Annotated in this window: 13 protein-coding genes; 6 read left to right on the top strand and 7 right to left on the bottom strand. The window is 29.9% G+C overall.

Features of this window, described 5'->3' with window-relative positions:
- Positions 1–222: 222 nt before the first annotated feature.
- The 5 genes from VS182_RS04705 (at position 223) to VS182_RS04685 (ending at position 8,979) form a co-directional block, all read left to right on the top strand.
- Positions 223–1,347: a hypothetical protein gene (locus tag VS182_RS04705; RefSeq protein WP_479484022.1), complete on the top strand. Its 1,125-nt coding sequence runs from the start codon at positions 223–225 to the stop codon at positions 1,345–1,347.
- 1,543 nt (positions 1,348–2,890) lie between these two features.
- Positions 2,891–4,162 carry a transposase gene (locus tag VS182_RS04700; protein ID WP_479492361.1) on the top strand — a complete coding sequence of 424 codons (1,272 nt, stop codon included), beginning with the start codon at positions 2,891–2,893 and terminating at the stop codon, positions 4,160–4,162.
- A 1,349-nt stretch (positions 4,163–5,511) separates the two neighbouring features.
- Entirely contained in the window at positions 5,512–6,693 is a 1,182-nt protein-coding gene (locus VS182_RS04695; RefSeq protein ID WP_479492360.1) for an alpha-helical endospore appendage domain-containing protein, read from the top strand.
- Positions 6,694–6,742: 49 nt separating this feature from the next.
- Entirely contained in the window at positions 6,743–7,690 is a 948-nt protein-coding gene (locus VS182_RS04690) for a collagen-like domain-containing protein (RefSeq protein WP_479484020.1), read from the top strand.
- 50 nt (positions 7,691–7,740) lie between these two features.
- Positions 7,741–8,979: an alpha-helical endospore appendage domain-containing protein gene (locus VS182_RS04685; RefSeq protein ID WP_479492359.1), complete on the top strand. Its 1,239-nt coding sequence runs from the start codon at positions 7,741–7,743 to the stop codon at positions 8,977–8,979.
- A 528-nt stretch (positions 8,980–9,507) separates the two neighbouring features.
- Here the strand turns inward: VS182_RS04685 and recA are convergent.
- The 6 genes from recA to VS182_RS04655 form a co-directional block, all read right to left on the bottom strand.
- Entirely contained in the window at positions 9,508–10,575 is a 1,068-nt protein-coding gene (recA, locus tag VS182_RS04680; protein ID WP_479484018.1) for a recombinase RecA, read from the bottom strand.
- Between the two features lie 373 nt (positions 10,576–10,948).
- Positions 10,949–12,220 (bottom strand): IS701 family transposase, encoded by a 1,272-nt coding sequence (locus VS182_RS04675; RefSeq protein ID WP_479488904.1) that lies wholly within the window; start codon positions 12,218–12,220, stop codon positions 10,949–10,951.
- Positions 12,221–12,743: 523 nt separating this feature from the next.
- Entirely contained in the window at positions 12,744–13,394 is a 651-nt protein-coding gene (locus VS182_RS04670; RefSeq protein WP_479492358.1) for a hypothetical protein, read from the bottom strand.
- Positions 13,395–13,743: 349 nt separating this feature from the next.
- Positions 13,744–14,448 carry a hypothetical protein gene (locus VS182_RS04665; protein ID WP_479492357.1) on the bottom strand — a complete coding sequence of 235 codons (705 nt, stop codon included), beginning with the start codon at positions 14,446–14,448 and terminating at the stop codon, positions 13,744–13,746.
- 1,002 nt (positions 14,449–15,450) lie between these two features.
- The gene (locus VS182_RS04660; RefSeq protein ID WP_479492356.1) at positions 15,451–16,353 is read right to left on the bottom strand and encodes a hypothetical protein; all 903 of its coding nucleotides are present in this window, start codon (positions 16,351–16,353) and stop codon (positions 15,451–15,453) included.
- A 22-nt stretch (positions 16,354–16,375) separates the two neighbouring features.
- Complete coding sequence (locus VS182_RS04655) at positions 16,376–17,083, bottom strand: hypothetical protein (RefSeq protein ID WP_479492355.1); 708 nt, start codon at positions 17,081–17,083, stop codon at positions 16,376–16,378.
- 1,148 nt (positions 17,084–18,231) lie between these two features.
- On the opposite strand from VS182_RS04655, the gene VS182_RS04650 reads away from it, so the two are divergent.
- Positions 18,232–18,603, top strand: coding sequence for a hypothetical protein (locus VS182_RS04650; RefSeq protein ID WP_479484013.1), 372 nt, complete (start codon positions 18,232–18,234; stop codon positions 18,601–18,603).
- Positions 18,604–18,837: 234 nt separating this feature from the next.
- Here the strand turns inward: VS182_RS04650 and VS182_RS04645 are convergent, their stop codons facing one another.
- Positions 18,838–20,421, bottom strand: coding sequence for a DEAD/DEAH box helicase (locus VS182_RS04645; RefSeq protein WP_479485155.1), 1,584 nt, complete (start codon positions 20,419–20,421; stop codon positions 18,838–18,840).
- Between the last annotated feature and the right edge of the window lie 27 nt (positions 20,422–20,448).

The following is a 20,448-nucleotide window of genomic DNA, read 5'->3' as shown; positions in this document are numbered from 1 at the left end:
ACATAGATAAATGAAATTGAAAATAGATTGATACTCGGGATATTAATTATAGAATGAAAGTAACGATAATAATATCTTTTAAAAAACTTTATTAGTCTTAAATACAATTGTCATTAAGGCTTAATATTCAGATAAATTAATTTATAAAAATTATTTAAATACCGTATTAACTATAAAAAATAGAAAAAACATTAAAAATCATACTAGAAAAGGAAATTTAGGATGAAAAAAATATCATATAGCAAAAAAAGAATATCAATATTTCTAGCATTTTGTATATCCTTAACTGGAATATCTGCCATAGGATCATATGCCAAAACTGTTATACCTGTTAAAAACCAAAATAAAATAGATGAAACTACAAAAAATAAAAAAATACAAAAAGCCGAAATGATTATTGCTAAAATAAATGAAAAATGTTATGATTTTAAAAAATTATACGACAACAGTAAATACATAGATCAGGAAAAATTATCGGGAAATATAGAAAATCATAACAAGGTAAGGGAGTCATGTGATCGAAAAACCTCTGATAATCCAAATGATTATTCATTAAAAGATCAAATAAACTTTCTAAAAAGTCTGTCCATTGCTAAATTTAATGATTATGAAGAAAGATATAAAGAACAATATGGAAATAAATCTTATTCTGATTTTTTAACAGAAGAGCTTAAATCAGACTATGCAATTTTAGTAATATATTTATTCTATATCTCTGTAGATGTAGATTCTAAAGATAATTATCCTATTTCCTTGGATATAAATAACCCAAACACTAAAAATGGTGCCTTAGATAATAAATTCAATGATCTTATCAGTGATTTTCTATTTTATATAAACAATATGGAACAAACAAAGGATCCAAAAAATATCGATGAAACAAAATATATAGAAACAATGAAGTTATTATTAATAAAAACTCAAGATTATATAAAACAATTTGAGAAATTTGACGCAAAGATACAACAAACAAAAACAGATAGTACTACCTATAATACACCAAAATCAATAAAAAAATTATATAAAAAATATTCGGCAACATTAGCAGAACTAATTTTCATAATTATAGAAAATAAACATTGGCTTAATATAATCTCCAAAAACAAAGAATACGAATCTTTATTCAATGAAGATATTAATAAAAATGAAAATATTAATAAAATAATAAAAATCAAAAAAACCTTTAAAAAAGAAACCAAAGCCTTAAATCAAACTTTAACTACCAACGGATGGAAATCTAACTTGGGTTGGAAAATCAAGTATAAAAACAATAAAGTTGCAGTTAAAGACGATAATATTACGGATGAATTGAAAACAAGCATTGAAAAATTAAAAAATAGAAGCTGATAAAATATAAAAACCAAAGTTGTTTTTCTTTGGTTTTTATTATATTCAAATAGATGAAATTAATATGATTTTAGTCATTATTTAAATCTAAATAACTAAATAAAACATAAAGAGAAAATAATTAAAACTTAGTTCAATTATTAAACAAGGTTTATTTATCTTTTAAAATTTATGATAAAAGATAATCATAAATGTAGTAATAATAACATCTTTGAAAATACTTTATTAGTCTTAAATAAACCCTGCATTAAAGTTTAGATATAAGTCCAGTGTTTAAGAACCTAATTTAATGCACAAAAAGCTATGATAATGGCTATTTTTGTGTTTAAATTACACCATTAATAATCGGCTATATTAATATTTCTGGACAAGTCTAAAGATCCAATCATCATATTATGGATTTTTATAATCACAAATGCTTTTATTATAAAAATCATCAAAAGAGAATTTTAATAAAATAAATAAATTTATCTTTTATAAATCACTATATAATTACGTAAGCATAAATGGTCTTTTATCCGGGTCAATAATAATAATAATATACTTTTTATAAATATATAAAATTTATCTATATAAAATAAAAGAAAAGGGGTTTATTAATAAAAATATAAGGCGCCAACCTCATCTTTTAATGTATATTTTCCCAATGGTAAGTAAATAAAATTTTAAAGGTATGTGATAAAGTGTCGCAACCCAATATACCAAATATTACACCTCCGATTAATGTTAATCGATCTGATGCTCTTAAACTAATGATCGCTGCTATTGCCATGGAGGAATTAGGACTTAGCCACGTTATTTAATATGATGCACCAATAAACGTATATCACAAAAAATGTTTATTGGATACAAGAAAATTACATGGATGAATAATGTGAACGATTTTGAAAAATGTCCTTTTTATTAATTAATATAATTTAAGATAATTTGATTATTATGTTTAAGTGATAATAAATACAGCAACTTGTATATAGCTTTTATGTGGCTAAAGCTATATTTGTGATAACAAGCTAAAATATCGCATCCATGAATTTTATGTATTTTTGCATGATTTAAAGATCAAAAATTAATTTAAAATTTTGATCTTTAAATATAATCCCGAATTCTCTAAAGTTAGCAGTTGATAATTACAACTACATGGCAAAAGAGAATAGGTTGTTTCTTAGCTTTTGGATTTCTTGTATAATGCAAAATACATTGTTGAATTTTATTAGCTATGACAACAACTGGAAAGCCGTATGTATTGTAAAATGCTTGTACGGTTTGGGAGGGGCTAAATAGAGCTACCTCGTATTATTAATACCGAAGGTGAGGGGCGACACGTTATTGATTTAAGATAAGATCAATCTTTATCTTTATTTTATAACTTTGCTTGATTAGAAAGCAAAAAAATGTAAATTATTAATAAAAACAAGAAAATGTTATGGTATTTCCAAAGTTTACAATATATTATATTTTAATATTTTACAAACAAAAATAGACATTCCTCTATCACCTGTGTAGAATGTAAGTGTTAAGCAAACACACAACAGGGGGATAGCGAATGTCTATTAATTGTAGGTTAACAAATAAATCTCATTTGGTCAAATTTTTTCGTAAATTGGGGTTAATATCCCAATTTACTTCATCTGTTTTTAATCATATTTTGCAAATTATTGATGGTATGTTGTCACAAAACTTTAACGGAACTTTGTCAGATATTCATAAAAAAAGCTTTTATAACAGGTGCCGACAAACGATAAGCCATATGATGACTAATTCAAAATGGGATGAAAAAATACTTAGTGACGCCATTAAAAATGTTTCTTATGAAGAAGTTATCCATCAAGCTAAGAGAAAAAATAAACCTTACTTTCTTATAATTGACGATACAGTATGCCATAAGACAAAGCCATCATCATTAGCTGAACACCCTATACAAGCAGCAGGTTACCATTATTCTAATCTAGATAAAAGAAGTGTATATGGTCATTCTATTGTTCAAGCTATGTTACATACAGATGGTTTAAGCTATCCTATAGAAGTTACACGTGCTAATAAAACAGAAAGTAATAAAATGGATACTGCTTGCGATATCATATCTAGTGCTCCTGAGCCAGATCACAAAGCATATGTTTGTGTAGATTCTTGGTATATTTCAAAAAAGATCATCGAAACAAGCTTAAAAAAAGGATTTCATTTTATAGGTGCATTAAGAATCGATATTGTTATTTGTCCTTTAGGCATTAAAAATCAAATAAAAATGTTTTTAAATTTTATAAAAAATAAAGATACAAAAGTTGTTACCATTAAAAAACAAAAGTATCGTGTTTATAGATATGAAGGTAATCTTAATTTTATTGACAATGCAGTTGTCCTTATTTGTCTTAAGGAAGGTCAAGATATATCTAAAGCAAAAGCTTTTATTTGCACAGATATGGAGCTAAGTAATGAAGAAATTCTAAATTATTATTCGAAAAGATGGGAAATCGAAACCTATTTTAGAACAGCTAAAAATTATCTTGCTTTACAAGGATACCAAGTCAGATCAAGCAAATCTTTAGATAGATACTTAATTTTACAAATGTTTGTAGCAATGTATTGTATACATACAGGTAATGGTAATCTCCTAAAGGGATTACGTAAATATCAGGCTAAAAAAGAAGCTGATCGAATAGAAGATATGATTGATATATTAATTTCATCCCTTAAAGAGGTAATATCATATTTAGATGTTCCTACGCATATATCTGTGAAGCTTATTTTATCACGTGCCAAAAAAGGATTAAGAGCAGCACTAAGGTCCTACTGTTATCAATTTAAAGAGGTAGCCTAAATCTGCAAATGCAATTAAAAAGGATAAATATGGTAAAAACCTAAAAAAGCTAGGTTTGTTTTTTGACCATTTATAAATATAATTAAATTTATTATAACAATACAAATATATAAATTCTCTTTTTAGATTAATTAAACATAAGGATGCTAAATTACTCTAAAAATAAAAACGATCTTTTGTATAAACAAATAATGTTCAAACTTAGATTATAATAAACTTTTCAAGTTAATTTTTGAAAATCAAAAATTATGGCCTATTTTTTTTGGCAAGTACAGGTGTTAGTAACCTACTCCAGCCTGCATTATTAAGTGTAGGGAGCCTGGTATGGATTAATAAATAGACTAAGGCGAGGTTCACAAAGATTTCAAGGTTAAAGTAAACAATTGCTCATTTTTTTCACCTAAGTAAGCAATTAACATAATTCTAAAAGTTTTAATTATGTTTGTTTTTATTTAACCTTTATATATCCGCCTAATGTTTAAGCTTAACTAAATAACACTTTGGAACGTGGTAAGTAGTAATTTGATTACTATGAAAGCAACATATCTTTATGTAAGACAATATTTAACTATATTAGACAGATAGATGTTTAAAAAAGGACACCTTGTAAGAAACGCCGTATGAAATGAAGTGCGACACGTTCCTGTTAAAACCAGGCATTAGCATTATATAGTGTTAATGAACCAAATATTGAACTTAAATTATTTTAAGCTCTTCTACCTGTTTGCATAGCATAATGTAAAAAGCCAGGAAAAAGAGGCTATATGTATGACAAGTATGGACAAAGAAACGAATTTACAGGTTTACGGTTTAAGGAAAAAGTTATTTTTAATTATTTCATTGATTAAAAATAACGTTGTATGGTTTATTATACGGTTTAAAAATTTTTTCATAAAATCTTATATTGATTTTATGAAAAACATCCTGTATGAAAATCAAACTTCTTATTTTCCCTACCTATAGTTTCTGCCTAAACATATATGAACTTCATTTATTTGGAACGCGGAAAACAATGATAAAATATATCTATATAAAAAATATTTTGAATTTAAAAATATAATTCAGAAATATAATTTCAACATTAAAATAAAATTTATATAAAAATATATCAATCCATTGCGAGAGAAAAATCACCTGACCTATGATGTATCTAATAAATACTAAGGGATAGATTTTTGGTAATAATTTGATTTTATGAATATTAAAAATATTACCTCATGCCATGTGAAGTTAAAGCTTCATGCATGGTATTTATGCAAAAAATATTTATAGGCAAATATATTAATATTAATAATATTGATTTATAAATAATTAAATATTTACTTATAATTATTTATGCTAATAGTTTCATGTACGGTGTAAAGCAAAAAAAATATTTTAATTTTATAAAAATTGTATTTAATTGCTATAAACTCCAATACGTTCTCGGTACATTAGCTGGCATTACAAATCCAAATTCACCAACCATTGCTGACTTAATTGCACTTAATAAAAACATCCAAACAAATCTCCAATCTATTGCCTCTCAAGAAACAGCTATAACTTCTCAACTAAGCTTTGTTTTAGATGAATTAAACACAGAATCTGCAGGACCTACTGGTCCTACTGGTCCTCAAGGTAAAACAGGAACAATTGGTCCTAGAGGTCCTCAAGGCCCTACTGGTCCTGCTGCCATTTCTGGTAATAACAATACGGGGCCAACAGGACCTACTGGACCTACTGGACCTACTGGACCTTCAGGTATCACAGGATTCCAAGGTAACGTTGGTGAACAAGGTCCCAAAGGAGCAACAGTTATAGGACCTACAGGGCCAAATGGTAATACAGGACCTACAGGCCCTACTGGTCCTACTGGACCCCTAGGTATTACAGGTCCCACAGGAATAACTGTAATAGGAGCGACTGGTCCGACCGGACCAACTGGTGAAACTGGACCTAATGGACCTATTGGATCTACAGGCGCCACTGGTATTACTGGCGCTACTGGGCCTACTGGAGCAATAGGACCGTTAGGAAATACGGGAGCTACTGGTAATACTGGGTCTACTGGTTCTACAGGAATTACTGGCGGTTATACCGGTAGTATAATGGTTTATAATAGTGGTAACAAGGCAAACCCAGCAACCGCTGCAAGCGGTATGTTTATACTATCTATTAATAACTTCATAAATGCTACTTACTCAAACGGTATAACTATATCAAGCGATCTAACTACTTTGACTATCTCATCCCCAGGCGTCTACTCTGTTTTCTGTACTGCAGGTTTTTTAACACCTACAAACACCAGTATAGCCAATTTAAATCTAATGGCATTTCAATTAATGGTAAATAGTGCACCTTTCCCAGGCGGGACCTCTTATGCTTCATATCATACTTCTAATCCTGCAAATTCTTTAACTGCGGTAGGTGTGATTAAAGCTATCGTGCCCATAACAAACACTTCAAATTTACAAATATCAGGATTACTAAGCCCTTATACTACTAGCAATTCAAGACAGGATTTTGTCTTCTTTTTACAAAAGTTAATGTAATACAGGAGATAAAAATGATTAATCTACACCACCGGAAGGATTTAATACTATGAGCATATTAATAGGCGAAACTGGTCCTACTGGCCCTACAGGAACAAAAGGAAATCCTGGTGGTCAAAAAGGTATAACAGGGACCACAGGCCCAAATATTTTGGGTGTAACTGGCGAAACTGGTCCTCAAGGACATCTAGGGCCTGCTGGAAAAGATGGGCCTATGGGGACTACTGGTATAACTGGAATAACAGGTATAGCCGGTGAATCTATTACAGGCCCTCAAGGTAACCAAGGAAATACGGGACCTATCGGACCTACAGGTAGTGCAGGCAATACTGGTCCTGCAGGAAATATCTCTGTAATCATAGGCCCTACTGGTATTACAGGTCCTATGGGACCTGTTGGTTTAACAGGTATAACTGGCGTTATAGGAAACACAGGAAGTACAGGTTCTATAGGAAACCAGGGTTTAAAAAATGCACAAGGTGCTGTTGGTCCAGTCGGTATAATAGGAAATACAGGAAGTACAGGTTCGCCTGCACCCGCAGATATTGTATATTTTGGATCAATCATAACGTCAAGTACTGTTTTCAATCAAACTATATCTTGGAATTATCAGATAAACACTAGCGCTAATATATCATTAGCTAATGCAACACAAATAAGCCTAAATCCCGGTGTTTATATAATTTACTACAACACCAACCAAAAACACTTCGGGGGGGATTCATGGTTAGTAGTAAATTCAGGAAGTGCTGGTATGTATGGAAATAACTTCCCTGACTCTAACAAGTTTTATTCATTACATTCAGGTAGTAGTACTCTACCTATTGCAGGATGGCAAAATCAATATTTAACCTTCTTCTGCAGTGTAACTTCTAAGGCTAATATATCTATGATTATATATTGGAATACTGAAAATTCTCTCAGTTATCCAGCAATACAAACTGCACTACCATATAGTCCTCTTAACGCAAGTATCGTTTTCCGTAAAATAGGGTGAATATTCGCAATATTAAAAATATCAAACTAGATCTAAGGAGATAAAAAGCAATGTCTCAAGCAAATATACCAGGCATATCTCCGCAAATTTCTATCAATCAGAAAGATGCCTTAAACCTCCTTTTAGTATCTACAGCAATGAATGATTTGGGTTTAAGTCACCTTTTAAATGCTGAAGCAGAGAAAATGCAATACATCTTAGGCACTTTACCAGGTGTTACAAATATGAAACCTCCTTCTATAAGGGATATATTATCCGTTAGTGATAGTATAAGTTCGATCTTGCAAAGTTCTGCTACGAAAAATATGGCGTTAAATAATCAAACTAAAGCTGTTATTAATACAATTTCACAACCTGGAGCGACTGGACCTACAGGTCCAATCGGCCCCTCTACTGGAGCAACTGGACCAACCGGGCCTACAGGTTATGTTATACAAGGAGCTACTGGGCCTACAGGACCAACGGGTTTAATGGGTGATGCAGGATTAGATGGTCCTTTAGGACCACACGGAGCAACGGGTCCTACTGGTCCTGCAGGAGAAATTATTACTGGTCCGACTGGTATTATTGGTGCTACTGGTAATACGGGTGTTACTGGTGCTACAGGACCTACCGGACCTATTGGTACAACAACGGCTAAGGGTGCTATGGGAGCTATGGGTAATATTGGGCCAACCGGTAATACAGGGGCTACCGGTCCTACCGGCACTATGGGTATTATTGGTATAACTGGTGATACTGGTCTAACTGGAAATACGGGAGCAACCGGTAATACAGGGGCTACAGGAATAACTGGTACCACAGGTGCTACAGGTGCTTTAGCTGTTGGTTTAGGTTCATTTGCTTATGTAGCAACACAAGCTATTTCTTTTCCTGTAGATGCACCTATACCTCTCAATTCTTTAAGCAATAATATTTTTGGTACGGGTATTTCATTATCAGCCGTAGATACAATAACGTTAAGTCCCGGTATTTATTTAGTTGAATACGGAATTATCAGTAATTCCCAAAATCAATATAGAGTATCAGCTTGTCAACTTCTTCAAGATGGCACCCCTATTAAAGGTAGCTTTATCTTTAACAATTCACAAAATACCAATGGAACTTATACGACTAATGTCGCTAGTTGGCTTTTTGCAGCTATTGTCATTAACACAGCAACGGTTACAAATATCCAATTAGTACCTGTTATTTCACCTCTTGATTTTATAACAGATACCGCTGTCGTAAATTTAGTCGTTGGTACCAATCCAACTTTAGCCCGGGTTGATGTTACTAAATTATCTTAATATATATTTATAAATCTATATTTTATAAAATTTTATTCAAATGTTATATTAATAGACAAAAGTGTGTTCTTTGTAAGAAAAAACACACTTTTGTCTATACTTTTTAAATAAAGTTTATATTTTTTAAATAAAAAACAGAACAAAACACAATGCCATAATAAAACCAACATGTGTATAATTCAAAAAAAAATACAACATGTGCCTATTTTTTTTTTTGAAAAACAGGTTTTAATATTAAAAATCAGCCTAATAATATAATAAAAACAATATATTGTTTAAATAATATGAATTAAGTCATTTTCAGATATAAATATATTGCTTTTTTATGTGTTGATTATTAAAAATTCATATAATTTTGATATTTATTTTAACTCATTTATATCGCTTTTCATTATAATGTTGCTTTTAATTAACTAAAAACATTAATTAAAATAAATAAACGTCCATAAAATAACATATGTTTATATTTTTTATTGTTATTTTATGTATAATTGTTGTTATTTTTTCATTGTCGTACAAGCTATGTGTTTAGATATTCTTTTTTGTTTTCTTTAAATTTTCCTCAGATATTTTAGGTTTATGATTCTCTTCTGGTTTTTGTTTTGTTGGCGGCAACAGATTGTAATGTGCACGCACGCGTTGTTCAATCTTAGCTAAAATTTCTGGATTATTGCGCAAATATTGTTTAGCATTTTCACGCCCTTGACCTAAGCGTTCACCTTCGAAAGCATACCAAACCCCGCTTTTAGCAACAATATCTTTATCTACAGCTAAGTCTAAGATACTTCCTTCCTTTGACACACCTTTACCATACAATACATCAAGTTCTGTTTGTCTAAAAGGAGGCGCAACTTTGTTTTTAACAACTTTAACACGCATCTTGTTACCAACAATCTCATTATCTAATTTCAATGTTTCTGCTCGACGTACATCTAAACGTATCGTAGCATAAAATTTTAAAGCTCGTCCTCCTGGTGTAACTTCTGGGTTACCAAACATTATACCGACTTTTTCACGAATTTGATTAATAAATATAGCTATCGTTTGTGATTTATTAATTGCTCCTGACAACTTACGTAACGCTTGTGACATCAAACGTGCTTGTAAGCCGACGTGAGAATCACCCATTTCACCCTCAATTTCGGCTTTAGGTACTAAAGCAGCTACAGAGTCAATGACTAACATCTCGATTGCACCACTACGCACTAAAGCTTCAGCAATTTCTAATCCTTGTTCTCCCGTATCAGGCTGTGACACAAGTAAGGTATCAACTTTAACACCTAAATTACGCGCATATATAGGATCTAAAGCATGCTCAGCATCAATAAAAGCAGCTTCACCACCCCCTCTTTGCACTTCAGCAATAGCATGTAAGGCTACGGTTGTTTTACCTGAAGATTCTGGTCCATAGATTTCAATAATACGACCTCTAGGAAAACCACCTACACCTAAAGCGATATCTAAACCTAAAGCCCCTGAAGAAACAACTTCTACAGCTGCTAAATCTGCTGTACCTAACTGCATAACAGCACCTTTACCAAATTGTTTCTCAATTTGACGTAAAGCCATATCAAGCGCACGTTGCTTCTCGGACATTCTCTCACTCCCTACTTTTTCACAATATCAATCATATCTCTTTTCACATAAACTGCCAAGTTAATCCTCGATGAAGTTTAAAGAACAAACAAAATAACTGTACTTGCCAAAAAAAATAGGCCATAATTTTTGATTTTCAAAAATTAACTTAAAAAGTTTATTATAATCTAAGTTTGAACATTATTTGTTTATACAAAAGATCGTTTTTATTTTTAGAGTAATTTAGCATCCTTATGTTTAATTACTCTAAAAAGAGAATTTATATATTTGTATTTTTATAATAAATTTAATTATATTTATAAATGGTCAAAAAACAAATCTAGCTTTTTTAGTTTTTTTACCATATCTATCCTTTTTAATTGTATTTGCAGATTTAGGCTACCTCTTTAAATTGATAACAGTAGGACCTTAGTGCTGCTCTTAATCCTTTTTTGGCACGTGATAAAATAAGCTTCACAGATATATGCGTAGGAACATCTAAATATGATATTACCTCTTTAAGGGATGAAATTAATATATCAATCATATCTTCTATTCGATCAGCTTCTTTTTTAGCCTGATATTTACGTAATCCCTTTAGGAGATTACCATTACCTGTATGTATACAATACATTGCTACAAACATTTGTAAAATTAAGTATCTATCTAAAGATTTGCTGGATCTGACTTGGTATCCTTGTAAAGCAAGATAATTTTTAGCTGTTCTAAAATAGGTTTCGATTTCCCATCTTTTCGAATAATAATTTAGAATTTCTTCATTACTTAGCTCCATATCTGTGCAAATAAAAGCTTTTGCTTTAGATATATCTTGACCTTCCTTAAGACAAATAAGGACAACTGCATTGTCAATAAAATTAAGATTACCTTCATATCTATAAACACGATACTTTTGTTTTTTAATGGTAACAACTTTTGTATCTTTATTTTTTATAAAATTTAAAAACATTTTTATTTGATTTTTAATGCCTAAAGGACAAATAACAATATCGATTCTTAATGCACCTATAAAATGAAATCCTTTTTTTAAGCTTGTTTCGATGATCTTTTTTGAAATATACCAAGAATCTACACAAACATATGCTTTGTGATCTGGCTCAGGAGCACTAGATATGATATCGCAAGCAGTATCCATTTTATTACTTTCTGTTTTATTAGCACGTTTAACTTCTATAGGATAGCTTAAACCATCTGTATGTAACATAGCTTGAACAATAGAATGACCATATACACTTCTTTTATCTAGATTAGAATAATGATAACCCGCTGCTTGCATAGGGTGTTCAGCTAATGATGATGGCTTTGTCTTATGGCATACTGTATCGTCAATTATAAGAAAGTAAGGTTTATTTTTTCTCTTAGCTTGATGGATAACTTCTTCATAAGAAACATTTTTAATGGCGTCACTAAGTATTTTTTCATCCCATTTTGAATTAGTCATCATATGGCTTATCGTTTGTCGGCACCTGTTATAAAAGCTTTTTTTATGAATATCTGACAAAGTTCCGTTAAAGTTTTGTGACAACATACCATCAATAATTTGCAAAATATGATTAAAAACAGATGAAGTAAATTGGGATATTAACCCCAATTTACGAAAAAATTTGACCAAATGAGATTTATTTGTTAACCTACAATTAATAGACATTCGCTATCCCCCTGTTGTGTGTTTGCTTAACACTTACATTCTACACAGGTGATAGAGGAATGTCTATTTTTGTTTGTAAAATATTAAAATGTAATATATTGTAAACTTTGGAAATATAATAAAATTTTATTATTTTTATTAATAATTTACATTTTTTTGCTTTTTTTGCATGTACAGAAAATAATTGGGAAACCTAAGCAAAAATTGCAAATTAGTTTTTCAGAAAAAATAGATATAAATTTCTGATATTCTGATATATAGCACTTGTCCATAAATATTAATATAGAACTTGTCCAGAAACGTTAAATAGCTAATTAGTCGTGGGGTAATTCAAAACCCAAAATAGCCGTTATTATAAGCCTTTAGTGTTTTCCATTAGGTTTTGCAACTCGCTGTTACATAGGTTTTTGGACAAGCTCATAGTCGCCTATTAATGATGTAATTTAAACACAAAAAGGTCAAAATATTGCATATTTTGACCTTTTTGCTTAATCGAAAATATTAAATTAATTTCTTTTTTATATCATTTATTTAATGAAAAATGCTTTTCATACTTAACGCCTGTTAAAAGGTAAATAAGCCTTTTAGACATATGAAAAACAATAAAAAAAGAACACATCATGATGACAAAAGAAGCCACTGAAATAATCTCTATTTGTCCTGTTAAGTCATAAAGCAACTGAAATATCTCATACATGTTAGGTAAGAATAAACCGTATAGTACAAAAATGAAAATTGAGGTCTTGTTTATATACGACTTATGAACATCTAAACTTTGTTTCGACCATGAAGCTTCAAAATATTTCTGTATTTTGATTAATATGCACCAAATCAACACGCCTAAACTTATCAAACGAAAATCAGGAAAACAAATGAAAAACAATGTGGTGGTTAAAAATAAAATAATAAAACTTATAGTATATATTAAAAAAAACCATAAAGATTGAACTTTTTGCTTATTATAAGCTTCAGTCTTTGCTTTTTTTATCTTATTAGAAATATCCGACCAGTAATCATAGTTTGAGGAAATAACATAATAAATATAATTAAACACGCATTTGGCAAAAAAAGTATATATAGACCAGAGCCACTTAGGAAACTTCTTTTCATTTTCACATATAAATTTCTTATCTAATTCTACTTTATCTTTAAGTTTATGCTTACGATATCCCATAAAGTCCATAAAATTATATAAAACGATAAACATGAAGAGGATAATAAAAAATTCAGATATCGAATCTATAGAAATTATTTGCGCGAGTGGCGAATATAATATAAATGTTTCTAAATCTAAATTATTAAAAGATGCATGATTATCATATAGAGAAATACTCCCTTTAACCAGAAAAAGACATATAAACAAAAATCCTAATGTAAAAAAAAGCAGCCCGGTGATTCTAAGGTAAATTTTAAAAAATAGAGCATGTATATCTATACCAGAAAACAAAAAATTCACCAAATTTCAATTTTTTCTCTAAAAATAAATTAATATGAAAACTAATCAGAAGAAATAGAAATTAGAGCTAGCAAAACTTACGACAAGCCCCGGCCATGACATACTCACTACGACCATATGCATAAAGTGTTTCGCATAATACAATACATACAATAGCGGCAGGTGGCACAGCTCCTGTTCCAGAAAAACAAGCAGGTAAGCAACCTATTCTTGTGGCCATCACACCACAAACGACATTAATAGATCCTTGACAAATATCACAAGCCAAATCTCTTTTAACACGTGAGCTATTTCCCTCGTCTATAGCTTGTTTTTCGGTAATCTGACTATTGGAAGAATACACATAATTACTAACATTTTTCTGCACTTTAGCAACAGCTATAAAAGATCCATCAAAATATTGCGCCCGTGTATGTACTATCTGACCTACCTTAGATTTCGTATTTTTATCATGAATATCTTTTATCATAAAAGTTTGACTCATACTAGAACCTAATTTTGCTTGAATATTATCCTTAGCAGCCTCTGGTAAATTATTATCAGTAAAATCAACATCGATAGCTTTTAAATTCTTAGAGCCACTACTTATATAAAAACCGTCTTCTTCTAATTTATTAGCAATATATTTCAAATATTCGGAATCTTTATGTAATTCTTTCTTAGCCTTACCTTTCTTCCAATGTAAAAATTTAACACCTTCAAGCGAATTAGATACTTTACAAGTTTGCTCAGGTACTTCGGGCGTTGCAGACAATGCAGCTATAGGGGACATTACAATACTAAGACATACAACCGTAAATTTAAATACAAGTTTTCTAAACACAAAAACCACACTGCATTTTTAATAATAAACAAAAAAATCATAACATATAAAATATTATGAAACAAGCTATATAAGTATTGCAATTGATAAAAAAACAAAAAATTATGAGCTCGTCCAAAAATACACTGAAAAGGGAGTTCCGGTAACTAATCAAAATCCCTAAAAGCTTATAATAACGGCGATTTTTGATTTATGACTAATCGGCTATTTAATATTTCTGGACAAGTCCTATTAATAAAATACATGTTTAAAAATTGTTTAAAAAAACCCTGTACTTTTTATAAAACCAACATGAACAAATATAAAATATTTATAATTATATTTATTAAAAACCAAATTCAGAGAAAATACCTTTTTCAAAAACCAAAACATATATAAATAAATTTATATATGTCAAAAGTAATAAGTACTAATCATTTATCAAAAAAATAATATATCAAATCAGAAAAATATTTTTAAAGAAATTCAGTATATGTTTTTCATCATTTTTTAATTAAAAAAAGGAATTTCAATGAAATATTTTGAAAAATTGTCCAGAAATGTTAAATAGCCTATTTAATTCGAACACCAAAATAGCCGTTATTATGAGCTTTTAGTGTTTTCTGTTAGGTTTTAAAACTCTATTTTACATGGGTTTTTGGATAAGCTCGTCATATAAACGCTATGGTCTCTAGTCCTACATTTTGCTCCATTTATTAAACAACCCCTTTATCTATTTTACATATGTATTATCAAAATAAAAATAAATTTCAAATGCAGGTAAATATATCTAAAAATAAAAATTAAATTTGTAAGAAAAAAGCATACAAAATATATAAAGCCCAAAACAACACCATTACATAATATATAGTGTTTTGGGCTTTATATTTTAAAAAAAATTATTAAGTATATCATGCATTATATATTTAATAGGCATATAAATATATAATAAGCATCTTATTAAATACAATTTTAAAAAATCTTATTGTATTTTATCCCAGAGAAAAGATATATAAGCCTTCTTGGCATACTAAAAACAGCCCCAAAATTAAACATAATGGCAATAATAGATAAACTCGCTACTATGACAAATTGGTCTGTAAAAAGATAAAGCCAATGAAATATATCATACATATTGGGTAATAAAACACCGTAGATAAAAAAAATAAACAGCAATGTCTTATTTATATAACATTCCGTAACATCGTTTTTTATGCCCCACGAATTTTCAAAATACTTCTGAATTTTAATTAATATACACCATACAGCTAAACAAATACTCGTAAACAAAAAATAAGGGAAATTAATAAAGAAAGAAGCAAAAGATAATAAAAGCAAACCCATGCATATCATATAGATTAAAAAAAAGCGTGAGGGTCGTACTTTGTTTTCATTATAAGCTTTATCAGTTCCTTTCTTTATATTACTAGAAACCCTTGACCAATAATCATAATTTACATAAATAATGTAGTTAATATAATTAAATACAAATTTAGCTAAAAATAAATATATCGAACAAAACCAATTAGGAAATTTATTTTTGTTTTTAAAAACAAAAAAATTTTGATCTTTAATATTATACTTAAGATATCTCGAAAAACCAATTGTATTATATATCGTTATCACTATAGCTAAGAGAAAAACAAATTTATAAATTGAATCAAAAGAAAATAAGCTATTTATTATAGGTAAATCTAAAAGAAAAGCTTGTAGATCTAAATCAGCAAAAGAACTAGTTGGTCGATCATAAGGAGAAATACGACCCCGTTTTATAAAAAGACAGATATTCAAAAATCCTAATATTAAAAACAATAAACCCGTAATTCTGAAATAAATTTTAGAAAATAAAGTATACCTATCTATATTAGAAAACAAAAAAGCTCACCCTTTTCTATCTTCAACAAAATCCGTTACAAGCCTTAAGACTCTTTGCATAGTCCTTACAGATATCTGTAGTCAATGTCTCGCATAATACCAAACATACAATACCAGCCACTGTAAGCGGTCCTCCTGTAACAATACAAGCGGCTCGACAACCTACTCTCATCCCAATTACTCCACAAACAAAATTCACAGAACCTTGACAAATATCACAAGCCAAATCTCTTTTAATCCGTGGGCTATTTAACACATCTATAACTTGTTTTTCTGTACCATTAAGATCAGAAAAATAAACATAACTACCACTGTCGGTCTGCACTTTAGCAACGGCTATAAAAGATCCATCAAAAAAATTAGACCTTGTATGTACTATCTGACCTACCTTAGATTTCGTATTTTTATCCAGAATATCTTTGATCATAAAAGTTTGACTCATACTAGGACCTAATTTTGCTTGAATCTTATCCTTAGCAGCCTCTGGTAAATTATTATCAGTAAAATCAACATCGATAGCTTTTAAATTCTTCGAGCCCCTACTTATATAAAAACCGTCTTCTTCTAATTTATTAGCAATAGATTTCAAATATTCGGAATCTTTATGTAATTCTTTCTTAGCCTTACCTTTCTTCCAATGTAAAAATTTAACACCTTCAAGTGAATTAGGTGCTTTACAAGTTTGCTCAGGTACTTCGGGCGTTGCAGACAATGCAGCTATAGGAGACATTACAATACTAAGGCATACAACCGTAAATTTAAATACAAGTTTTCTAAAAATAAAAAACACCCCTAAATTTTTAATAATAAACAAAAAAATCATAACATATAAAATATTATAGGACAAGCCATATAAGAATGGCACTTGATAAAAAAACCAAAAATTATAAATAAAAGTCATGCTTAAAAATTATTAAAAACCCATCATGAACTTTTTTATAAAAATAAACATATATAAATATAACTCAAATATAATTATATGTGCAAAAAACCAAACGAAGTAAAAATATTTTTATAAATAAAACGAATATAATTGATCTATATTTTTTTATAGATATTCTAATAAATAAGTACTAATCATTTATTTAAATAAGTACTAATCATTTATTTAAAAAAACATATAATAAAATATATCTATAAAATCAAAAAAATATTTTTAAAAAAATCAAATATAGGTTTTTCATAACTTCTTAATTAAAAAGGGGATTTTTAATGAGATATTTCAAAAAATTGTTATGTATAACTATTGTATCTTGTAATTTTATAATGATAGGCGCAACTTATGGCCAAGAAAATGCTCAGTACACAAATCAAAGCGAATATCACATAAAAGAAGTTGTGCCTAAATGCCCACTTTTTATAGATTGTAAAAAAAAACTTAGATAAAAAACAGATTTTATATAAATATATGGAAGATATTTTAAAAATGCTTAAAAATAAACCTAATGCCAAAATTGGTGACTTTAAAAATGTTATGCAAAAACATCCCGGTATACGTTGATTTTAATTTTTTTTAAAATATATCTTGTTTTCAATATTTTTTATATCTTGTTTTATATCTTGTTTTATATCTTGTTTTATATCTTGTTTTATATCTTGTTTTATATCTTGTTTTATATCTTGTTTTATATCTTGTTTTATATCTTGTTTTATATCTTGTTTTATATCTTGTTTTATATCTCATTTTATATATATTCTAAAATAGAAAGAATTGGTTTATTTATCTTAAAAAACATGTTTTTTATGTTGATTATATTGACAAAAATAAAAAGATAACAGAAAATATATTAATAATTACGCAAATATTTTTGCTGAAATTTATATTTGTGTATTCTTTTTTAACAAAAAACCAAATAACCTATAAAAGGAGTATATAAAATGCTATCTTTTCAAAAAATATTATGCCTAACCATTATAGCTGGTAGCTGTGCCTTTAGTAGCATAGCTATTGCAGAAAATTTCTCTCATTACAGTAGCAGCGAAGTAGTTCGTGTCAATGATAATGGTGTTCAACATATTGCAAAACAACAATGCGAATCCATTAACGGTAATCAAGTAAAATGCCAAAAAACTATTAATGGCCAAACTAAGTATGATATTACAGATTTAAACAAGGTTAATAAAGCAACAAGTTCTAAACAATATATTTTTGGTAATGATTTTATGTTTTATGATGAGTTTATAAACGATTTTTGGAAGGATTTTGATTTTAATCAGCATCCGGAATTTACATTGTTTCGATATAATTAAATATTAAAATAGGTGTGCTTGATTTATCTAAGCACACCTATTACTTATGATTATTAAATTAATTATATTTAAAAAAATAATTAATACTACGTTTTGTTTTATCTTTATATATTTTTTATCTTTATATATCGATTATATAGATATATATTTGTTGATGTTAATTTGAACCAGGTGTGTTCTGACGAGCACACCTGGTTATGATTTAATAATATTTATAATTAAAAAATAAATTTATTAGTTACGATTGCGTGGTCTAGCTGGCTCCATATTAACACGTATACCTTTAATGCGTGACTGGCGAAGTGATTCCCATAGGAAAGCAGCAATTTCTTCCTCGACTTCGACAAAGGAAAAACGCTCGTATATGTGAACACTATGAATTTGAGCGATGTTAATACCGGCATAATCGGCAATGCATTTAGCTAATTCATGTTGCTTTACGTACACGTTTTTACCTATGTTAATAAAGAAACGCACCATACCAGGAGAAGCTCCTGTTTCACCAAAACGGCAAGATTTTTCCATGCTTTTTGAAAAATGATCAAAAAATGCCAAGTAAAGAGCAGCTGTAGCTATATTTTCTTCGGAAAATTTTTCGCGTAATTTTTCCATCATATCTGCAATTAAGGAAAAATCTTTATCTGATTTAAGAACTTCTTCAATTTGTAACATCCAACCACGTTGTTGTTTCGCAGCTACCTCTTTCAAAGTTGGCAAATCACGTGGTTTTAAGCGCAAACGTGTTTCACGTTCGATAATTTTGAGTTGCTTCATTTCACGAGGTGTAACCAGTGTTAAAGCTACCCCGCCTCTTCCTGCACGCCCTGTACGCCCTATACGGTGGACATAGCTTTCGACATCTTGAGGAATATCAAAGTTAATAACATGTGAGATATTACCTACGTCAATTCCTCTAGCAGCAACGTCTGTAGCGATTAAGACGTCAATGTCGTTATTACGAAAAGACTGCATAACACGATCTCTTTGTTGTTGCGCTAAATCACCATGCAAACCACTAGCCAAATAACCACGCGCTTGTAATGAATCAGTCAATTCATCGACACCTTTTTTTGTGCGACAAAATACAATTGACAAGGTAATCTCTTCGCTATCCAAAATACGGCACAAAGCATCCGGTTTCAAGTTTTCCAAGACGCGATAATAGTATTGACTGATAATAGGTACGGTAACTTCGCCACGATTAACTGTGATGTAACGTGGACTTTTCATATAACGTTGAGCTAATTGTCTGATAGCTGGCGGCATGGTAGCAGAGAATAATAATAGTTGTCTTTTATCGGGTACATAACGCATCAAAGCCTCGATGTCATCAATGAACCCCATATCCAGCATTTCATCTGCTTCATCTAAAACAAAAGTTTTAACTTGATCAACTTTTAATGTACCACGTCTTAAATGATCCAATAAACGGCCTGGTGTCCCTATAACAACATGGACCCCTTGCTGAAGTGCTTTGATCTGTCTAGCAATCGCTTGGCCACCATATATAGGTAATGTACGCAAGCGTTTCGGACGACCTATGCGCCTTAATTCTTCAGAAACTTGAATAGCCAGTTCACGTGTAGGTGCTAAAATAATTGCCTGTACACGTAAAGAACGTGGATCAATTTTTTCCAAAACGGGAATACCGAAAGCAGCTGTTTTACCAGTTCCTGTCTGAGCCTGTCCGATTACATCTTCATCATTTAGGACAAAGGGTATGCACTCCATTTGGATCGGAGATGGTTCCTCAAAACCGAGGTCTTTAATCCCCATCATAATTTCGTTACTTAGTTTAAAATGTTCAAAAGATTTCATAATTGTCGTTTCACCTTTCCTCAACCC

This window comes from Pasteuria ramosa, from assembly GCF_056496785.1.
The sequence above is the reverse complement of the archived record's forward strand: the minus strand, read 5'-3'. Positions and strand labels throughout refer to the sequence as shown.

What these genes read in the sequence shown, in the direction of transcription:
- VS182_RS04700 (WP_479492361.1), top strand. Translation starts at nt 2,891, where the DNA reads ATGTCTATTAATTGTAGGTTAACAAATAAATCTCATTTGGTCAAATTT.
- VS182_RS04685 (WP_479492359.1), top strand. Translation starts at nt 7,741, where the DNA reads ATGTCTCAAGCAAATATACCAGGCATATCTCCGCAAATTTCTATCAAT.
- VS182_RS04665 (WP_479492357.1), bottom strand. Translation starts at nt 14,448, where the DNA reads ATGTCCCCTATAGCTGCATTGTCTGCAACGCCCGAAGTACCTGAGCAA.
- VS182_RS04705 (WP_479484022.1), top strand. Translation starts at nt 223, where the DNA reads ATGAAAAAAATATCATATAGCAAAAAAAGAATATCAATATTTCTAGCA.
- VS182_RS04690 (WP_479484020.1), top strand. Translation starts at nt 6,743, where the DNA reads ATGAGCATATTAATAGGCGAAACTGGTCCTACTGGCCCTACAGGAACA.
- VS182_RS04695 (WP_479492360.1), top strand. Translation starts at nt 5,512, where the DNA reads ATGTACGGTGTAAAGCAAAAAAAATATTTTAATTTTATAAAAATTGTA.
- VS182_RS04655 (WP_479492355.1), bottom strand. Translation starts at nt 17,083, where the DNA reads ATGTCTCCTATAGCTGCATTGTCTGCAACGCCCGAAGTACCTGAGCAA.
- VS182_RS04650 (WP_479484013.1), top strand. Translation starts at nt 18,232, where the DNA reads ATGCTATCTTTTCAAAAAATATTATGCCTAACCATTATAGCTGGTAGC.
- VS182_RS04675 (WP_479488904.1), bottom strand. Translation starts at nt 12,220, where the DNA reads ATGTCTATTAATTGTAGGTTAACAAATAAATCTCATTTGGTCAAATTT.
- recA (WP_479484018.1), bottom strand. Translation starts at nt 10,575, where the DNA reads ATGTCCGAGAAGCAACGTGCGCTTGATATGGCTTTACGTCAAATTGAG.
- VS182_RS04670 (WP_479492358.1), bottom strand. Translation starts at nt 13,394, where the DNA reads ATGGGATATCGTAAGCATAAACTTAAAGATAAAGTAGAATTAGATAAG.
- VS182_RS04645 (WP_479485155.1), bottom strand. Translation starts at nt 20,421, where the DNA reads ATGAAATCTTTTGAACATTTTAAACTAAGTAACGAAATTATGATGGGG.